The organism is Mesorhizobium sp. WSM4308 (assembly GCF_002294905.1).
Classification (GTDB): Bacteria; Pseudomonadota; Alphaproteobacteria; order Rhizobiales; family Rhizobiaceae; genus Mesorhizobium.
In genome coordinates this window covers 110,840-129,487 of record NZ_NSFW01000005.1, presented here as the reverse complement: position 1 = coordinate 129,487, position 18,648 = coordinate 110,840, and the positions used below count along the sequence as shown (strand labels likewise).

17 protein-coding genes and 1 pseudogene are annotated in these 18,648 nt (G+C 64.4%); 11 read left to right on the top strand and 7 right to left on the bottom strand.

Features of this window, described 5'->3' with window-relative positions; translation table 11 throughout:
• Positions 1–4: 4 nt before the first annotated feature.
• The 3 genes and pseudogenes from CK227_RS11030 to CK227_RS11020 all read right to left on the bottom strand — a co-directional run.
• Positions 5–160, bottom strand: a pseudogene (locus CK227_RS11030) (DNA polymerase III subunit chi); the annotation flags it as partial.
• On the bottom strand, positions 160–1,218 hold the full coding sequence (locus CK227_RS11025; protein WP_095770409.1) for a glycerophosphodiester phosphodiesterase family protein: 1,059 nt from the start codon (positions 1,216–1,218) through the stop codon (positions 160–162). The gene CK227_RS11025 and the pseudogene CK227_RS11030, both read right to left, overlap by 1 nt.
• A 96-nt stretch (positions 1,219–1,314) precedes the next feature.
• Positions 1,315–2,523 (bottom strand): acyltransferase, encoded by a 1,209-nt coding sequence (locus CK227_RS11020; protein WP_095770410.1) that lies wholly within the window; start codon positions 2,521–2,523, stop codon positions 1,315–1,317.
• A gap of 123 nt (positions 2,524–2,646) precedes the next feature.
• On the opposite strand from CK227_RS11020, the gene speB reads away from it, so the two are divergent.
• Genes speB through CK227_RS11005 form a run of 3 tightly spaced genes read left to right on the top strand, consistent with a single transcriptional unit; the run spans position 2,647 to position 5,450 of the window.
• Complete coding sequence (speB, locus tag CK227_RS11015; protein ID WP_095770411.1) at positions 2,647–3,654, top strand: agmatinase; 1,008 nt, start codon at positions 2,647–2,649, stop codon at positions 3,652–3,654.
• A gap of 30 nt (positions 3,655–3,684) precedes the next feature.
• Positions 3,685–4,611, top strand: a complete 927-nt coding sequence (argC, locus tag CK227_RS11010; RefSeq protein ID WP_095770412.1) for an N-acetyl-gamma-glutamyl-phosphate reductase — start codon at positions 3,685–3,687, stop codon at positions 4,609–4,611.
• A complete protein-coding gene (locus CK227_RS11005; RefSeq protein WP_210421423.1) occupies positions 4,608–5,450 on the top strand; it encodes an aminoglycoside phosphotransferase family protein in 843 nt (280 codons plus the stop codon). The genes argC and CK227_RS11005 overlap by 4 nt, the downstream gene beginning before the upstream one ends.
• 19 nt (positions 5,451–5,469) lie before the next feature.
• Here CK227_RS11005 and CK227_RS11000 read toward each other — a convergent pair whose 3' ends face one another.
• Positions 5,470–6,630: a COX15/CtaA family protein gene (locus CK227_RS11000; RefSeq protein WP_245317959.1), complete on the bottom strand. Its 1,161-nt coding sequence runs from the start codon at positions 6,628–6,630 to the stop codon at positions 5,470–5,472.
• 152 nt (positions 6,631–6,782) lie between these two features.
• Between CK227_RS11000 and CK227_RS10995 the strand changes: the two genes are divergently transcribed.
• Positions 6,783–6,998, top strand: coding sequence for a DUF2842 domain-containing protein (locus tag CK227_RS10995; protein ID WP_095770414.1), 216 nt, complete (start codon positions 6,783–6,785; stop codon positions 6,996–6,998).
• A 73-nt stretch (positions 6,999–7,071) separates the two neighbouring features.
• On the opposite strand, the gene CK227_RS10990 is transcribed toward CK227_RS10995, so the two are convergent.
• Positions 7,072–8,130 (bottom strand): polysaccharide deacetylase family protein, encoded by a 1,059-nt coding sequence (locus tag CK227_RS10990; protein ID WP_095770415.1) that lies wholly within the window; start codon positions 8,128–8,130, stop codon positions 7,072–7,074.
• A gap of 90 nt (positions 8,131–8,220) precedes the next feature.
• On the opposite strand from CK227_RS10990, the gene CK227_RS10985 reads away from it, so the two are divergent.
• Positions 8,221–9,450, top strand: a complete 1,230-nt coding sequence (locus tag CK227_RS10985) for a GNAT family N-acetyltransferase (protein ID WP_095770416.1) — start codon at positions 8,221–8,223, stop codon at positions 9,448–9,450.
• Positions 9,451–9,453: 3 nt separating this feature from the next.
• On the opposite strand, the gene CK227_RS10980 is transcribed toward CK227_RS10985, so the two are convergent.
• Positions 9,454–10,164: a GntR family transcriptional regulator gene (locus CK227_RS10980; protein WP_095770417.1), complete on the bottom strand. Its 711-nt coding sequence runs from the start codon at positions 10,162–10,164 to the stop codon at positions 9,454–9,456.
• Between the two features lie 263 nt (positions 10,165–10,427).
• Here CK227_RS10980 and CK227_RS10975 point away from each other — a divergent pair, with 263 nt between their 5' ends.
• From CK227_RS10975 to CK227_RS10950, 6 genes are all read left to right on the top strand, one after another.
• Positions 10,428–11,516, top strand: a complete 1,089-nt coding sequence (locus tag CK227_RS10975) for an ABC transporter ATP-binding protein (RefSeq protein WP_095770418.1) — start codon at positions 10,428–10,430, stop codon at positions 11,514–11,516.
• A 34-nt stretch (positions 11,517–11,550) separates the two neighbouring features.
• The gene (locus tag CK227_RS10970; RefSeq protein ID WP_095770419.1) at positions 11,551–12,840 is read left to right on the top strand and encodes a PotD/PotF family extracellular solute-binding protein; all 1,290 of its coding nucleotides are present in this window, start codon (positions 11,551–11,553) and stop codon (positions 12,838–12,840) included.
• Between the two features lie 83 nt (positions 12,841–12,923).
• Positions 12,924–13,835, top strand: a complete 912-nt coding sequence (locus CK227_RS10965) for an ABC transporter permease (protein WP_069091951.1) — start codon at positions 12,924–12,926, stop codon at positions 13,833–13,835.
• A 1-nt stretch (position 13,836) separates the two neighbouring features.
• A complete protein-coding gene (locus tag CK227_RS10960; RefSeq protein ID WP_095770420.1) occupies positions 13,837–14,655 on the top strand; it encodes an ABC transporter permease in 819 nt (272 codons plus the stop codon).
• On the top strand, positions 14,652–15,404 hold the full coding sequence (locus CK227_RS10955; RefSeq protein ID WP_095770421.1) for an aspartate/glutamate racemase family protein: 753 nt from the start codon (positions 14,652–14,654) through the stop codon (positions 15,402–15,404). Before CK227_RS10960 ends, CK227_RS10955 begins: the two co-directional genes overlap by 4 nt.
• Before the next feature lie 5 nt (positions 15,405–15,409).
• Positions 15,410–16,249: a GNAT family N-acetyltransferase gene (locus CK227_RS10950; protein WP_095770893.1), complete on the top strand. Its 840-nt coding sequence runs from the start codon at positions 15,410–15,412 to the stop codon at positions 16,247–16,249.
• A gap of 28 nt (positions 16,250–16,277) precedes the next feature.
• Here the strand turns inward: CK227_RS10950 and CK227_RS10945 are convergent, their stop codons facing one another.
• Positions 16,278–18,560, bottom strand: a complete 2,283-nt coding sequence (locus CK227_RS10945; protein ID WP_095770422.1) for a Wzz/FepE/Etk N-terminal domain-containing protein — start codon at positions 18,558–18,560, stop codon at positions 16,278–16,280.
• Positions 18,561–18,648: the final 88 nt, after the last annotated feature.

Below are 18,648 nucleotides of genomic sequence, written 5' to 3'. Positions count from 1 at the left end.
ACCGCTAATTCCGCCGCTGCCACCGGCCCCGTTCGTCGGCCTGCCAATAGGTGACCTCAAATCCGCGCGTCTTGCAATCCGTCCAGGTGCTGCGGGCCAAGGCAAGTGCGTCCGGATCGTCGCCGTTGAACAGCAGCACCATGCGCTCGTAGCTCTGGCTCAATTGATGCTGGCGGTCGCGGCAGGCTCGAGGCGTTCGCCCGTCCCGGCATAAGGCACGCGATAGCCGTTCGCCGCCAGCCAGGCGATGGCCGCTTTCGGTTCGTCGGTCTGGATGATGGTGGCGCCACGATCGGCCCAGAAGCCCCAGGCTTCGCGCGGCAGGCTGGCCTGGACCGCCAATTCGTCGCCACGGCCGCCAGCGAGGAAGCCACCCGGCTTGTTGACGATGGCATAGGTGTCGGCCCAGATGTGCCAGTTGCCCCGCACCGCGGCCGCGCGCATGCGGGTGCTGAACAGCGGTCCACCGGTTTCGGTCAGCGTCTCGGCGCCGGCCCGCCAGTTGATCAGCTCGATCGCGCGCGGCGAGAAGGCGTGGTCGACCGTCCCGGCGAAACCGGCGTCATGGACCGCGTCATCGGCGATGATCGGCATGAACTGGACGCCGCCGCCGATTGCGGCCATGGCCGCCTTCACCGTGGCAATCCTGGTCTGGTTCCAGAGATTCTCCTTGACGATGACCTGGTCGGCCATGCCGAGATCGCGCGCCACCGCGATCATGCCCGGGAGGTCACCGACTTCGAGCTTGTTGTCGAGATTGATGAGGATCCTGTCCCTGGTCGCCAGCAGCATCTCGCGCAGCGTCGAAACCCTCTCGTCGGTGACGGCGCGGGTGCCCTCGATCACCAAGCGGCAGGTCTTCAGTTCGGCAAGCGTGTATTTCGCCACCTCGCCCCTGCAGGTCGTGGTGCGCTCGAGCCAGCTGTCATGCATGACGACGAACTCACCGTCCTTCGAGCGCCTGATGTCGACCTCGACAATCTCGGCGCCCATGGCGATCGAGCCCTCGACGGCGGCGAGCGAATTTTCCGCATAGAGCGTCTTGCCGGCCTGCATGCTGCCGGCGCGGTGCGCGGCGATCATGACGTGGTCGCGCCACTGGTTGGCATGCTCGAAGCGGTCGAGAATCTGCCTGGCGCGGGTTTCGCTGGCCAACGCCTGACCAGAGGAAGCCGCAAGTGCCGCGGAAAGCAGAAGACTCAGACAGATGGTTCGCATCCAGAATCGCTCCTTGCCGGATCGAAGCCGGGATAGGCGATGCCCGTGACATCTGGGTGAACGAAGCCGGCTAGCAGATTCTCAGGAAAGGTGGCGTCAGATGCGTTTCGAGAGCCGGCGGAACCTTGTCATCGCCGGAATTTCGATGAAGCGCCAAGTGATCCACGATGCGGCGATGGTGGCGACGAGCATGACGACGATTGCCACCGTTCCGGCCCAGCCGGTGCCGAAGGCCGTCGCCGGCGACCCGCGCAGCACGATGTCGCCGACGAGGCCGAGGCCAAGCTTGTGCTCGACGAGCCCGGCAACGTTGATCAGGCGCGCCTGCACGAAGATGTGGACCATGTAGATGGAATAGGACAGCGCGCCGAGCGTCAGCATGAACGGCGCCCGCAGCAAGGCGGAAATCCAGCCGCCCTCATGGGCAAAGAGAAACAGCGCCAGCGCGAACACCAGGGGTGCCGCGATGCCGAAATCATTGCTGCCCGCCAGTGAGACGAAAAGCACGATGACCGCCACCATGACGATTTCGGCAAGGGTCCAGCTCAGCCGCGGGCCGCTTCTGGCGAGGAGCTGTCGCGCCCCTGCAATGGAATCATGCTGAAACCAGGCCAGCAGGGCCCCAAGCGAGAAGCCGTAGAGGCAGCGGATGAAGCCGAAATCGTAGGATACATCCATATGATGTATGGAGAAGCCAAGCAGAAAAAGCGGCGCGGTGATGGCGGCGGCGACAAGCCATATCCAGGCACGCGCGCCGGCGATGAAGACCACGCCGGCGAACAGCAGGTAGGCGAAGAACTCCGCCGAAATGCTCCAGCTTGGCGCATTCCAGGTCAGGTGATCCTCGAAGCCCATCCCTTGCAGCAGGAGCAGATTGGCAAGCAGGCTCTTCAAATCGAAACCGCCGGTGAAGGGGGCAGCGCCGGTGCCATGCAGTTGCGGCAGCATCAGGCGCAGCAGTTCGAAGCCCGCAAAGGCGGCGAGCATGATGAGATGCAGCGGATAGATGCGGCCGAACCGCACCAGCGCGAACCGGGCGACCTCTGCCGGCTGGCCCAGCCGATCGGCATAGCTGCCGGCGATGACAAAGCCGGAAAGGACGAAGAAGAAATCGACGAAAAGATAGGACGAACCGATGAAGGCGCTCTGCGAGATCGCGGAAGCGGTCGGGAAATGAAACAGCGCCACAAGCAGCGCGCAGATGCCGCGCCACGAATCGAGAACCTGGAAGCGCTCGCCGGCTATCGTACCGGCATGGGTCGACACCACGGCATCGGACGGATTAAGAAACGCGGCCTGCGTCATGATGATACAAATCCTGTCTTGCCGTGGCACCCGGGCGGCGCCGTTTCGTCTCCCCAAGCCGTGACTGGCATCTTCCATGCCGGTTCTGTAGTTGTTGCACCCCGATGAAAACGAGGACCAGTAATGGCGACCAAGAACATCGACCATGCCTTCACCGCCCGCTCCAAAACGGGTGGCGCCCTTGAGCCGACCTATTCCGGCGCGCTGTCGTTCATGCGGCGCAAATACACCAAGGACGTGAAGGGCGCGGACGCAGTGGTATGGGGCATTCCCTTCGACGCCGCCGTCACCAACCGGCCCGGCGCCCGTTTCGGGCCGCAGGCGATTCGCCGCGCATCGGCGATCCTCGACAATGACCCGCAATATCCATTTTCGCGCGATCTGTTCGAACATCTCGCGGTCGTCGATTACGGCGACTGCCTGCTCGACTCCGGCAACCACCAGAAAACGCCGGGCACGATCGAGCGCGAAGCGGCGAAGATCCTGAAATCAGGCGCCTTTCTTTTGACGCTGGGCGGCGACCATTTCGTCACCTGGCCGCTCCTCAAGGCACATGCCGCCATCCACGGACCGCTTGCCCTGGTGCAGTTCGACGCGCATCAGGATACCTGGGAGGATGACGGCAAACGCATCGACCATGGATCCTTTGTCGGCCGTGCGGTCAAGGAAGGCATCATCGATCCGGACCGTTCGATCCAGATCGGCATCCGCACCCACGCCCCTGATACGTTCGGCATCAAGATCCTCTACGGCCACGAAATCGAGGAGATGCGCGCCTCCGACATCGCCTACGCCATCGTCGACCGCACCGGCGGCAAGAAGACCTACCTCACCTTCGACATCGACTGCCTCGACCCGGCCTATGCGCCCGGAACCGGCACGCCGGTGGCTGGCGGACCGTCCTCGGCGAAGATCCTGTCGACGCTGCGCCAGCTCAACCAGGTCGATATTGTCGGCGCCGATGTCGTGGAGGTTGCGCCGGCCTACGATCACGCCGATATAACGGCGATCGCCGGCTCGATGGTGGCCATGCAGTATCTCGGCCTGCTGGCCGAACGAAAGGCACGGCAGGATGAGATGAACAACGGCAATCACAACGGTGCCGCGGTGAATCACGGTAACGGCATATAATCTCGGAATATCAGGGAATTTGATCAGGTCATGAAACCGAAAATCTTCATCGACGGCGAGCACGGTACCACCGGCCTCCAGATCCGGGCGCTGCTTGCCGAGCGAGGCGACCTGGAGATCATTTCAATCCCCACCGAGCGCCGCAAGGAAACGGCGGCGCGCGCCGAATTCCTCAATGCCGCCGATATCGCGATCCTGTGCCTGCCGGACGATGCGGCGAAGGAGAGCGTCTCGCTGATCGCCAACGACACCACCAAGGTCATCGATGCGTCGACCGCGCATCGTGTCGCCGAAGGCTGGGCCTATGGCTTCGCCGAGATGGACAAGGATCAGGCGAAAACCATCGCCACGGCCAAGCGCGTCGCCAATCCCGGCTGCTGGCCGCAGGGACCGATCGCCACGCTGAGGCCACTGGTCACATCAGGCCTGCTGCCGGCGGATTTCCCCATCACCGTCAACGGCATTTCCGGCTATTCGGGCGGCGGACGCCCGATGATCGAGGACTATGTCGCCAAGGGCGAGGACGCCTCGGAGTTCCAGCCCTATGGCCTGACCCTGCAGCACAAACACGTGCCGGAACTGCGGGCCTATGCAAAACTATCACATGACCCGATCATGCAGCCGGCGGTCGGCAATTTCGCCCAAGGCATGATCACAGTGGTGCCGCTGCAACTGGGCGGCCTCGAGCATGTGCCGACAGGCGCGGAGCTTCATGCCGCCATTGCCGACCATTTCGCCGCCATCCAGGGCGGCGTGGTCGAGGTGGCGCCCTATGCACATCTGGAGCGCATGCCGGAGATCGATCCCGAGATATACAACGGCACCAACCGCATGAAGGTCTACGTCTTTGCCAACGACAAACGCGCGCAGGCGCTGCTGCTGGCGGTCTATGACAATCTCGGCAAGGGTGCCTCGGGTGCAGCCGTCCAGAACATGGACCTGATGCTCGGCCTTTGATGGACGCACCAGCCTTTCCGGCGCGCTGGAAAGTCAGCGCGCCGGACCTCATTGCCGAAACCTTTTCGAGCCGTATCTGGAAGGTTGTTCGCGACGACGGCTCGCCGGCCGTCGTCAAGGCGCTCAAGCCTTTCGACGATGTCGCCGACGAGCTGCGCGGCGAGCATTTCCTCGCCTGGCGGCGCGGCGAAGGCGCGGTGCGCCTGCTTGGCCGCGACGGCCACCGCATATTGCTCGAATATGGCGGCGACACCCTGCTTACGCGGGTTCTCGATGAACAGGGCGACAATGCCGCGACCGCGATCGCGGCCGAGGTGATGACGAAACTGTTTTCACCATCGCAACACCCTTACCCGCCCGAGTTGCAGCCGCTCAGGGAGAGGTACGCCAGCCTGTTCAGGAAAGCCGCAACCGACAAAGACGCGGGTCATGCCAGCATCTATGTCGAGGCTGCGTCGACCGCCGGACGGCTGCTGGATAATCCGCACGATATCAGGCCCTTGCATGGCGATCTCCACCACGACAACATCCTGCACGGGCCGCGCGGCTGGCTGGTGATCGATCCGAAAGGTGTGCTCGGCGATCCCGGCTTCGACGCCGCCAACATGTTCTACAACCCGCTCGACCGGGACGATCTTTGCCTCGATCCGGAGCGGATCGCGCATATGGCCGAAGTCTTTGCCAGGACACTGGGCCGGGCACCGCCAGCCATCCTCGACCACGCCATCGCCTATGGTTGCCTGTCGGCCGCGTGGCACCGCGAGGACGACAATGCGGTCGAGGAGAACCGCGAACTGTCGATCGCCGGGGCGCTCCGGGCAGTGCGGCTCACCTTCTGAGCGCCGCAGTCACATAGCGTTAGACGTAGCGAGGCAGTTCGACTGCAAAGTAGACTATTGCAGCTGCCAAGAGACCAAAGAGAATGTATCTGCGTTTCATCGGTGGCCGTGTCGGCAGTGGATAGGCGCCCTTGGTGCCGCGCCAATGCGCGGCGGCAAAGCCCAGCACGATCAGTGCAAAAGCTTGATGGGTCAGTGCCATATGCAGCGGCACCTGCATCAGCAGCGTACCGACGCCGATCGAGGCCTGCACCAGCACCAGCACAAACAACAGCGTCGCGCGGCGGGCATGGGTCGAGCCGGGCAGCCGCCGACGTGTGGCGATCATGTGCCAGAGCGCGACGGCGAAGACCGTATAGGCGCCGAGCCTATGGATGAACTGCACCGTCTTCGGGCTCTCGAAGAAATTGCGCCACGCCGGCTCGAGGATCAGCAAATCACCCGGGATGATCTTGCCGTCCATCAGCGGCCAGGTGTTGTAGCTCAGGCCGGCGTCGAGCCCGGCGACCAGGCCGCCGAGATAGATCTGGATTAGCGCCAGAAGCACGATGAAGCCGGCCAGACGCTGCGTCGAGCGATCGGCGGCGGGCTCCGAATGCGGCGCCAGCCCACGCGCGACGACCATGGTGGCGGTAAAGATCAGCGCCGCCAGCGTCAGGTGCGTCGCCAGCCGATACTGGCTCACGGACACACGGTCGACCAGGCCTGAGGCCACCATCCACCAGCCGATAGCGCCCTGCAGGCCGCCGAGAAGCAGAATGCCGACCAACTTTGGCCCCAGGCCGCGCTCGATACGGCGGCTCCCCCAGAAGACCAGCAGCGGCAAGGCGAAAACCAAGCCGACGCTGCGCGCCAAGAGACGGTGCGCCCACTCCCACCAGAAGATCGACTTGAACGCCTCGATGCTCATGCCCTTGTTGAGCTCGGTGTATTGCGGGATCTGCTGGTAGCGCTGGAATTCCTCCTGCCACTCGGCGTCGTTGAACGGCGGGATGACGCCGTGGATCGGCTGCCATTCGGTGATCGACAGGCCGGACTCCGTAAGCCGCGTGGCGCCGCCGACCACCACCAGGGCAAACAGCACCAGAAGCACGACATAAAGCCAGCCGCGCACAAGCGCGCGGTTGTGCAGGTCGCGGTCGCGGGCGACGTATGGCGCGGCGGCTGATATGGCAGCCATGATCTTGTCCCGTCCGGTTGAGGTGGCGGATTGGTGGACCATCGCATTCGTGCTGGCAAGACCATGCAGCGCGGCACGCCGTCGCGCCCGATGTCGCGGGTTGCGCCTGTCCGGCGTTCGGCCTAAGCGGTAGCGATCAACGAGGCCGAGCCATGCCCATTCGCCTGAAAAAGCTGATCGGAATGTTCCTGCTGGTGGCACTGGTCATCATCTATGCCCTGGTCGCATCGATCTTCGCCGTCGCCCGTCTGTCGGAATCGGGCGCGCTGGTGCACTTCCTGTTCTTCCTGTTCAGCGGCCTGCTCTGGGTGCTGCCGGCGATGGGCATCATCAAGTGGTTGATGCTGGAACCGCGGGCGAAGCGCTGAAACGGGCTGGCTCGGTTTGCAGAGGCATAGACGGCTGGATCAACGCGCACGGCGGATTGACGACAAACCCCGGTCAGACGGTGACGACCATCTTGCCGGCATTGGCGAGCGGCGTCGTCACGCCCGACAGCATGGTGCGGATATGGGCGAGGTTCTGGTAGCGGCCATTGATCGAAATGCGCGGCAAGGCATGCAGGAAGCCGGCATGTTCGGCGCGCAGCACGCCATGGCGGGTCGTCACGGCGGAGACATAGCCGGCGTCGCGGGCAAAGCCGACTTCTCGGCAGCCGACCGCGCTTGCATAGCCATAGGGATAGGCGAAATGGAGTGGTTCGCTGCCAAGCTCTGCTCGCAACATGTCCTTCACGGCGACGATCTCGCGCCGCGCATCGGCCTCGGAGAGCCGCTTCAGATTGCTGTGATTGATCGTATGGGCGCCGATCGTGACCAGCGGATGCGCGGCGACGATGCGGATCTCATCCCAGTTCATCAGCGTCCGCAGGCGCGAGGCATCCGCGTCGACGCCATTTGAACTGGCGAGATCGCGCAGCACGGTGCGCAGATCTTCCTCGCGAACCTCGGTGGCGAGGTAGGCGTGCAACCGGGTTATGGCCTGGCTTTTCCGGGCCGAGGTCGCGCAATCGATCACCGCCGGACCATTCGAGGTCGACAAAGTCAGGCGGTCGGACGCGTTGACGATATCCTCGGCCACATCCCACCACAGATCGGCGGTGCCGTCGATCAGCCCTGGCGCCACATAGATGGTCACCGGCGCGCCGTGCTTCTCCAGCACCGGCAGGGCCTCGGTCATGTTGTCGCGATAGGCATCGTCGGCGGTGATGGTGGCGAACCGGCCGCCCTTGCCGCCTGCCTTGATGCGCTCCACGGCCTCGTCCATCGAGACGAAAACATAGCCGTCCGCCTTCATGTCGGCGATCACGGCGTCGAGGAAACTGGGCGCGATGTTGAGGTGCCGGTTGACGCTGTCGGGCTTTTCCGGTGTCGCCGTCACGCGGTGCAGCATCAGGATGGCGCCGATGCCGCCGACAAACGGCCTAGCCAGCGGTGCGAGGCCGGTATAGCGGGCGACGTTGAGCGCCAGCTTCCGGATTGCCTCCCCACCGTCGATCATTCATTCACCTTTTGCGCCTAGGCTGATCCAAGCACGGAATACGCCTGAGCGCGCCCCAAATCGGGATCAATACGCCTTAAGGATTGAGGTATGGTTGACGCAATGGCGTCATTTGACGGCAATCGGCTCGCGGCGACCGAGGCTTCGCCACGCGCCCTGCCGAAGGATGCCGCCGGGCCATCGGTCTCCGTCGCGGGTGCAGAGGCGCTTGCCGCCTATGCAAGGTTCTGCCGCTCGGCGATTTATGCGCCGGCACAGGGCGCGACATGGATCCTGAACTGGGCCGCGCTGCTCGAGCCCGATCTGTTCGTGGCGACGCTCACTCTTGGAGGCAAGCCGGTTTTCGCGCTGGCGCTGGAGGTTGTCAGCCAGGGGCCGTTCCGGGTTGCCCGTTTCATGGGTGGCCGCCATGCCAATGGCAATTTCGCGGCCGCTGACCCGCAATGGCTGGCCAGGGCGGAGAGCGCGGCCGTCGGATCAGTGTTTCGGGCCATCGCCAAGGCTCGGCCCGACATCGATCTCATCGCGCTGGAACGATTGCTGCCCGATCTCGATGGCATCGCCAATCCGCTCGCATCGCTCGATCATTTCGCCAGCCCCAATCTTTCGCTGGCCATCGACCTTGGCGGGGGCTTCGAGGCGCTGCTGCTGCGCGCCAGCGGCAAGCGCAAACGCAAGAAACATCGGTCGCAGATGCGCAAATTCGACGCCGTCGGCAGCCATCGGCGCATCGAGGCGCGCAGCCCCGACGAGGTGGAGCGATTGCTCGACGCCTTCTTCGAGATGAAGGAGCTCCGCTTTCGCAGGATGGGCATTGCCAATGTCTTCGGCGGCGACCAGACGCGCGCCTTCTTCCGGGCGCTGTTCACGCAGTCCCTGGCCGAGGACACGCCCTCGTTCGTGCTGCATGGCTTGGAGGTTGCCGGCAAGCTGCGCGCCATCACTGGATCGAGCCGCTGCGGCAAGCGCCTGATCTGCGAGTTCGGCGCGATCGCCGAGGACGATCTCTCGCACAGCAGTCCCGGCGATTTCCTGTTCTTCGACAACATCCAGGAAGCCTGCGAGACGGGTTTCGCCGTCTATGATTTCTCCGTCGGCGACGAACCCTACAAGCGGCAGTGGTGCGATGTCGAAACCAGGCATTTCGAGGTGCTGGTCCCACTGACGCTGAAGGGCCGCGCGCTGGCGCAGACGCTTCGCCAGGGCGCGCGGTTGAAGGCTTTCGTCAAGAACAGCCCGACGATCTGGAAACTGACCAAGATGCTGCGCCGCAAGGCAGCCGGACAGGCAGCGCAAGCCGCCACGGACGACGAAAACTAGCCGTCAGAAATTGAGAGCCTCGCGAAGCGCCGGACCCGCCCTGACGCGCAGATCGAGATCGGCCTCGATATGGTCGATATGATGCAGCATCAGCTGGCTGGCCCGTTCGCAATCGCTGCTCTCCAGCGCTCCGACAATTTCCGTGTGCTCGCTGTGCCCGCAGGCTGACACGCCAGACCGCCCGTAAAGCGCGATGACAAGCGAGGAGCGCGCGACCAGTTCCTCCATGAAGCGCTGCAGGATGCCGTTGCCGGCGACCGAAGCAAGCAGCAGATGGAAATCGCCGGACGCCTTGATCTCGGAACGCCGCGCGGTCGGACCGCGTTCGGCAATGAAGCGGCCCTCCTCGTCGAGTTGCGCCCTGAAGGCCGCGATGTCGGCGGCGGTGACGCGCCCGCAGGCGGCAACGGCAATGCCGGGCTCGATCAGCCGGCGCGAGGCGAACACCTGGCGGGCCTCCTCGGGCGAGGGGTTGGCGACGAACGCGCCGCGGTTGCGCTCCGTGCGCACCAGGCCTTCGAAGGACAACATCTGCAGGGCCGCGCGCGCCACGGTGCGCGAGACATCGAACAGCGTGCCAACCTCGCCCTCGGACAGCTTGGTGCCCGGCGCCAGCCGGCGGTCGACGATGGCGTCGCGCAGATTGTCGCGGATCGCCTGTGCGCGATCCTGATTGGCGCTGTCGGTGGAATAGATGTGATCGGCAATATTCATGGCGATGATGTTCCCGCACCCTTCTAACGCGACTCGCCGTCTGCGCACGAGAGGCAAAGTGAACACAAAGCCGGAAAAGATTGCATACGATTTTTGTGCAGATCGCGCACAATAGCCCATAATTTGTGCAATGCACAAGACAGCCCGCCAGATAGGCAACCGCAGGCAGGCCTGATTTTCCAGACAATTCAAATGCTTGGCCAGTCACCCCGATATTGGCACGCATGATGCATCGGTTAATGCGACCAAACGGGGAAGCCTGAATGTCCAAAGCCGCCGAGATCGACATCGTGTCCGTTTCGAAAGTCTATGGAACGACGACCGCCGTCGAGGATATCAGCCTGAAGATACCGGCGGGCACCTATTGCTGCCTGCTCGGCCCCTCCGGCTGCGGCAAGACCTCGACGCTGCGCATGATCGCCGGCCACGAAAGCATCTCGTCCGGCGATATCAGGCTCGGCAACGCCGTCGTTACCGACCTGCCGCCGGCCAAGCGCGGCACGGCGATGATGTTCCAGTCCTATGCGCTGTTTCCGCATCTCGACCTCATCGACAATGTCGCCTTCAGCTTGAAGATGAAGCGCGTCGACAAGGAAAAGCGCCGCGCCAAGGCGCTCGACATGCTGAAGCTGATGCAGATGGAGGCCTATGCGACGCGCCGCCCGGCGCAGCTTTCCGGCGGCCAGCAGCAGCGCGTCGCGCTCGCCCGCGCCCTGATCACCGATCCGGAAGCACTGCTGCTCGACGAGCCGCTTTCGGCGCTCGATCCGTTCCTGAAGATCCGCATGCGCGCCGAGCTGAAGAGATTGCAGACGTCGCTCGGCATCACCTTCGTGCACGTCACCCACAGCCAGGAGGAGGCGATGGCGCTTGCCGACCTGATCGTGGTGATGAATGACGGCCGTATCGAACAGGCGGCGCCGCCGCGCGACGTGTTCGAGCGGCCGGCCACGGCCTTCGTCGCGCGCTTCATGGGCGACCACAACGTCATCTCCGGCCGGGTCACCGGCAGCCGAGACGGCATGGTCGTCTTCGACGTCAATGGTGGCGGCACGCTCGCCGCCAGCGGCAAGCCGCAGCAGGCGGGCGCCTCGATCGACATCGCCATCCGCACCGACCATGTGCGCATCGGCGCGGCACCCGCGCCCGGGCTCGGCTTCACCGGCATCGTCGCCAACATCGAATATCGCGGCGCCACCGTGAAGCTCTCCGCCACCGGTGCCGGCATCGACGATTTCACCGTCATCATCGACGATTCCGAGTTCTTCGCCAGACCCGTCGCCATTGGCGACGCCGTACCGCTCGCCTGGGATGCCGAGGATGCGATCGTCCTCGGCCGCCTTCATTCATGACATCAACCAAGCAAAACAAGACAGGGGAATAGACATGACAGACACAATGCAACCCAAGACTGGCATCTCGCGCCGCTCGCTGCTCAAGACGGGTGCGGCCGCCGTCGGCCTCGCCGCCGGATCGGGCGTCATCACCGGCTTCCCGACCATCTGGGCGCAGTCCAACATCACGCTGCGGCAGTTCGGCACCGGCGTGTCGAACCTCAACGCCATCGCCGACAAGTGCAAGGCCGACCTCGGCATCACACTGGAGATGACGGCGACCGATTCCGACGCCGCCGCCCAGCGCGCCGTGACCCAGCCCGACAGCTACGACATCGCCGATATCGAATACTGGATCTGCAAGAAGGTGTTCCCCACCGGCGTGCTGCAGCCGATGGATGTCAGCAAGCTGAAATATTACGACGAGCTGGTGCCGCTGTTCAAAACCGGCAAGCTCACCCCCGACAGCGTGATCGCGCAGGGCACCGCGCCGCACACGGTGGGTTATGTCGAGGCGCAGGACTCCAAGACCTTCGCCAAGGCGCCGACCAACTGGTTCACCATGGTGCCGACCATCTACAACGCCGACACGCTGGGCATCCGTCCCGACCTCGTCGGCCGCGACATCACCAGCTGGGCCGACATCATGGACCCGGCCTTCAAGGGCAAGACAGCCATCCTCAACATCCCGTCCATCGGCATCATGGATGCCGCCATGATCATGGAAGCCAGCGGCAACATCAAATATGCCGACAAGGGCAACATGACCAAGGACGAGATCGACAAGACGATCGACTTCCTGATCAAGGCCAAGCAGGGCGGCCAGTTCCGCGCCTTCTGGAAGTCCTTCGACGAGAGCGTCAACCTGATGGCGTCGGGCGAAGTCGTCATCCAGTCCATGTGGTCGCCGGCAGTGGCCGCCGTGCGCTCCAAGGGCATCGCCTGCCGCTTCCAGCCACTCAAGGAAGGCTACCGCTCATGGGGCGGCGGTCTCGGCCTTGCCGCCCACCTCAAGGGCGCCGAACTCGACGCCGCCTATGAATACATCAACTGGTACACGTCGGGCTGGGTCGGCGGCTACCTCAACCGCCAGGGTTACTACTCGGCCAACATGGTCTCGGCCAAGAAGTTCATGACCGAGGACGAGTGGGGCTACTGGATCGAGGGCAAGCCGGCCAAGGGCGAGATCAAGGCGCCCGACGGCACCGTCATGGAAAAGGCCGGCGCCGTGCGCGATGGCGGCTCCTTCGAAGAGCGCATGGGCAAGGTCGCCTGCTGGAACTCGGTGATGGACGAGGACCGCTACATGGTGAAGCGCTGGAACGAGTTCATCGCGGCGTAAGGCTGCGCCTCTCCTCTTCCCCTTCTCCTGCTGGAGAAGGGGAAGGCAGCTCCGCCCGGACAGCACCCGCACCGAGAGCCTAGATGACAGTCGCCCTCGAACGTCCCACCATAGCCGCCAGTCCCATCAGGCGTCGCCGTCGCTTTTCGCTCGGCGCCGTCACGCCCTATCTGCAGTCGGCTCCGCTGGCGCTGATCCTCGGCGCGTTCCTGCTTTTGCCCATCATCATGATCGTCGTCGTGTCCTTCTGGGATTACGACTTCGCCGCCATGTATCCGGATTTCCTGACAACCAACTATTCCGACGTGCTGGGCTCCTGGGTCACCTGGAAGACCTATCTCAATACCATCAAATTCGCGGCCATCGTCTGGGCGCTGACCTTGTTCATCGGCTTCTGGGTCGCCTATTTCCTCGCCTTCCACATTCGCACCACCGCCATGCAGATGGTGCTGTTCCTGGTCTGCACCGTGCCGTTCCTGACCTCCAACATCATCCGCATGATCTCGTGGATCCCGGTGCTCGGCCGCAATGGGCTGATCAACTCGACGCTGGTGCATATGGGCCTGGTGCCAAAACCCATCGAATGGCTGCTCTATTCCGAATTCGCGGTCGTGCTCGCCATGGTGCACCTCTACACGCTGTTCATGGTGACGCCGATCTTCAATACGCTGATGCGCATCGACCGCTCACTGGTCGAGGCCGCCCGCGACGCAGGCGCCTCCGGCTGGCAGGTGCTCTGGAACGTCATCATTCCTCTGGCCAAGCCCGGCATGGCGATCGGCACCATCTTCGTCGTCACGCTGGTGATGGCCGATTTCTCCACCGTGCAGGTGATGTCGGGCGGCCAGAGCGCGTCCGTGGCGCTGATGATGAAGAACCAGATGTCGCTGCTGCAATATCCGGCCGCCGCTGCCAACGCCGTGGTGCTTTTGGTGCTAGTGCTCTTGATGGTCGCCGGCATCCTGCGCATCGTCGATATCCGCCGGGAGCTTTGACGTGAGCCACGAGAAACGCACCCTCGAATTTTATGTGCTGGCGGCCTTCTTCGCGCTGTTCGTGCTGTTCCTCTACGGCCCGCTGTCGGCGATCCTGATCCTGTCGTTCCAGGGCGAGACCGGGGGCCTCACCTTCCCGCTCAACGGCGTGTCGCTGCACTGGTTCGCTAATCTGTTCGAGCGCCAGTCGGTCGGCGATTTCGGCGGCAGCTTCAAGCGCTCGCTGGTGCTGGGGCTGATGGTGATGGTCGTCACCGTCATCGTGTCGCTGCTGGCGGGCCTTGCCTTCCGCCGCAAGTTTCGCGGTGCCACCGCCCTGTTCTATTTGGCGGTCGCCAGTCTCGTCGTGCCCTCCATCATCATCTCGCTGGGCATCGGCGTCGTCTTCCAGCAGGTCGGCTTGCGCCCAGCCTGGTATACCTCGGCCTTCGGCGCGCAGCTGACCTGGACCTTGCCGTTCGGCGTGCTCATCATGTTCGCCGTCTTCAACCGCTTCTCGCCGGCCTATGAGGAGGCCGCGCGCGATCTCGGCGCCACCTCCTGGCAGACCTTCGTCCATGTCGTGCTGCCGATGATCGCGCCGAGCCTGATCGGCGTCGGCCTGTTCGGCTTCACGCTCTCTTACGATGAGTTCGCCCGCACGCTGATGACATCGGGAACCTTCAACACGCTGCCGCTCGAGATCTATGGCATGACCACCAATGTCACGACGCCGGTGCTCTACGCGTTGGGCACGGTGACCACCGTGTTCTCCTTCCTGGTGATCCTGGCGACGCTGGGCGCCATCCTCTATGTCGGCCGCCGCCGGGCGAGAGCATGACCGTGCAGATCCTGGTAGTGAACCCCAACACGACGGCGAGCATGACCGAGACCATCGCGGCCGCCGCGCGCGGCGTCGCTGGCGTCCGGACTGAAGTCGTCGCCGTCACCTCGTCCACGGGGCCAGCCTCGATCGAAGGCTATTATGACGAGGCGATGGCCGTGCCGGGTCTTTTGATGGAGATCGCCGCCGGCGAACGCCGCGGCGTGCAGGCGGCGATTATCGCCTGTTTCGACGACACCGGCCTCGACGCCGCGCGGGCCATGGCCGCCATTCCCGTCATCGGCATCTGCGAGGCGGCACTCAGCATGGCCTCCTTCATCGCCCAGCGCTTCACCGTCGTAACCACCACCGAACGCTCGCGCGTGCCGGTGGAGGGGCTGGTGCAACGCTACGGCATGGCCGGACGGGCGCGTGTGCGCGCCGCCGACATTTCGGTGCTGGCGCTCGAGGATCCGGCATCGGGAGCAGTTGGCAAGCTGCGCGACGAGATCGCCCGGGCCGTGGAGCAGGATCGTGCCGAGGCGATCGTGCTTGGCTGCGCCGGCATGGCGGACCTTGCGCACCAGTTGCAGGCGGATTTCGGACTGCCTGTCATCGACGGTGTCGGCGCCGCGATCAAGCAGGCCGAAGCGCTCATTGCGCTCGGCCTTTCGACATCGAAGCGCGGCGCCTATGCCAGCCCGCTGGCCAAGCCCTATCGCGGTATGCTGAAATCGTTCTCGCCCGGAGCTGTCGCCGCGGAGTGAGCACCATGAAACGAACCGTCCGCACGCTGTCGCTGGGGGAATTGACCGACCTCATCGACTGGGCGGCTGCGGAGGGCTGGAATCCCGGCCTGGAAGACGCGGCGATGTTCCAGGCGGCGGACCCGGAGGGTTTCATCGGTGCCTTTGTCAGGGATGAAATGGTCGCCGCGATCTCGGCGGTGGCCTATGGACAGGATTTCGGTTTCATCGGCCTTTACATCTGCCGCCCGGACATGCGCGGCAACGGCCACGGCAAGGCGGTGTGGACCGCGGGCATGGACAGGCTGGCCGGGCGCACCATCGGCCTCGATGGCGTCGAGGAGCAGCAGGCCAACTACCGCAGCAAGGGGTTCGAGCCGGTCTACGAGACCATCCGCTACAGCGGACGACCCGCGGCCCTGCCCGTCCGCGCCGAGCGGCCTAGCATGGCGAGTGCGCACCCGACGCCCGACATCATCGCCTATGATGCCCTTTGCTTTCCCGCGCCCCGGCGGTCCTTCCTGCAGCGATGGCTGCAACCGCCACATCATCATGCCGTAACGGCGATCACGTCGCGGGGAACGGCTGGCTATGCGGTGGCGCGAGCCTGCCGCAGCGGCTTCAAGATCGGCCCACTTTTCGCCGACGACGAGCAGACCGCGCTTGAATTGCTCGGGGAGCTGGCGGGCGCGTGCAAGGGTGGCGAATTGAACATCGACGTGCCGGCCACCCAGGTGGATTTCATCGCGGCGCTCGAGGCGGCGGGCTTCACACCGACCTTCAGCACCACCCGCATGTACAAGGGCGCGCCGCCGAGGCTCGATGCCAAGAGGGTATTCGGCGTGACGACGCTGGAGCTGGGATAGGTGGGGCGCGCCGCTGAACGCGGTTTTTTCAGGCCGCGGAGCGCCGTCCCGGAGTGCCAGGCGGCTCGTGGCCAATCGGCGTCACCAGCGTCAGGTCGGGGTAACCGCTCTCGATCAGATTGACCGCGGCCTTGGTGACCTCGTCGTCCGGTTCGAGCATGGACAGGAAGACCTCTGTGGCATCGGCCCCGAGACGGCTGATGCCTTGCGCGTCGGCCGGCCCGCATTCGACCACCACCAGATCATAGGCGGTGGTCAGTGACTGCATGATGATCGGCAGCCGGTCGGCGGCGCGCATGGCGCGGACCGGATCGGCGGTGCCGACGGGAATGACGTGGCAGTCCGAATAGAGATCGGCATGGATGACGTCGCTGAACTGCGCCTGCGAGGCGAGCAGATCGGTGATCCCCGGGAAAAGCCCGCTGTCCAGCATCGGCCGCGAGGCGGCACCAGAGGCGGTGAGGTCGAGCAGCAGGACGCGCAGGCCGGCGTCGGACACCTCGCGCGCCACGAGGATCGCCGACGCGGCTGCCTCGTCGCCTTCGGGCGAAACGAATATGGCGCGGGCGGCCCCGCTGGCGATCAGCTTTTCCGCCGCCTTCTCGATGTCGATTTCACCCAGCACCGAGCGCGGCCGCTGGACCTCTACAACCGGCTCCGGCTCGGTGACCGATTCGACTTCGGCGACAGGCTCGGCCTTGACGGCAGGCTCGGGCTCGGCAAAGGGCCGCGGTTGCGCCACTATCTCCGGGTCCGCAGCCGCCTCGGACCATTGCGCCTCGGCGCCAGGATTGGCGAACCCGCCGGCGACAGCCGGCTCCAGGCGGGCAGATGGCTCAGGGGCGTCCGGCTGCTGGCGCGCCGTTGCCGGCATAGCCACTTCGTCGATCGGCGCAAAACGGGTGCCTGGAGCCGGGCGCATGGCGCGGCCCGAGAAGAGTTCGCGCAACAGCGTGAATATGGCCGCCAGCAGAAGCGAAGCCGCCGCAGCTGCCCCAACGATCGGCCCAATTTTGGGGAAGTATGGCTCGGAGGGCACCGAAGCCGGTGAGGCGATGCGGGCGTCGACCGGCACATAATTGCGGTCCTGACGCGAAGCTGCCTCGCGGTAATTGGTCAGATAGAGCTCGAGCTGCTGGCGCTTGGCGGCGGCGTCGCGCTGCAGCGCGTCGAGATCGACCTGCTGTTCGCCGGCCTGCGCCGAAGCCGCCTTCAGTTGGTTGACGTCGGAGACGAGCTGGCTTTCGCGCGCCTTGGCGGCGTCGGCCTGCATCACCAGGCCCTTCATGATCTTCTGGGCTTCGCTGCGGATCTGCGCGTCGAGATCGGCGAGCTGTGACTTTGCGGCGCGAACGCGCGGGTGGTTGTCGAGCATCGTCGTCGACAGATCGGCGATGGTGGCGCGCAGCTCGGCCTGACGCTCCCGCAAACGCTGGATCAGGTCGGACGACAGCACTTCCGGCAGCGAATCCAGCGAGCCGCCATTCTGCAGCGCCTTGCGCACGCTGTCGGCGGTGCCTTCGGCCGCGGCGCGGTTGGCCCGCACCCGCGACAATTCGGTCGACAGTTCGGCCAGCTGCTGGGTTGCCAGGGTGGCATTGTTGCCGCCCATCAGCAGGTCGGACTGCGCGCGGTAGGCTGCGACCTTGGCCTCGGCATCCCTGACCTGCTTCGACAGGTCGGCGATCTCGGGCGCCAGAAAATCAGCCGCGGCAGTGTTCGATTCGCTCTTGGCCGCGCCCTGCCCCGCAATATAGGCAGCGGCAATGGCATCTGGGATGGCGGCGGCGAGCTTGGGATCCTCCGAGGAGAACTCGATGGCGATGATGCGGGTCTTTTCAACGCCGAAGACGTTGAGCTTCTCGCGCATCTTCTTCAACACGCGTTCGTCGGCCGGAACATCCATCGGGTCGTTCTTCAGCCCAAGCAGGATCAGCACGCGGCTGACCGCCGACATGTTGATCGTTTCGTCGAACTCACGCAGCCGCGCCAGACCGAGTTTCTGCGCCACCTGCTTGAGGATTTCGTTGGACGAAATGATCTGGACCTGGGTGGCGACGCCTTGTTCGTCGAGGATCGGCTTGTCGCCATCATTGTTGCTGCCGGCCGGACGGGTGTAGACGGATTCGCGCGGGGCGATTTCCACCTGCGTCTGGGCCTTGTAATGCTTGGTCGCGAACGAAGCGAACGCAAACGCCAGACCGGTCACCACCAGAACGAAGAGCAATATGCGCAGCCAGTTCCTCGCCAGGCTGGCGAAGAGCTGCCTGAGGTCAACGTCGACATCTGCGGCCGCGGACTGAACGGACATGCATCCCTACTCCGAAACTGGGTCGGGATGCACCGTAAACAACTATGGTAACTCAGCCGTTAAGATCGCGGTAATACTCCATTAGGAA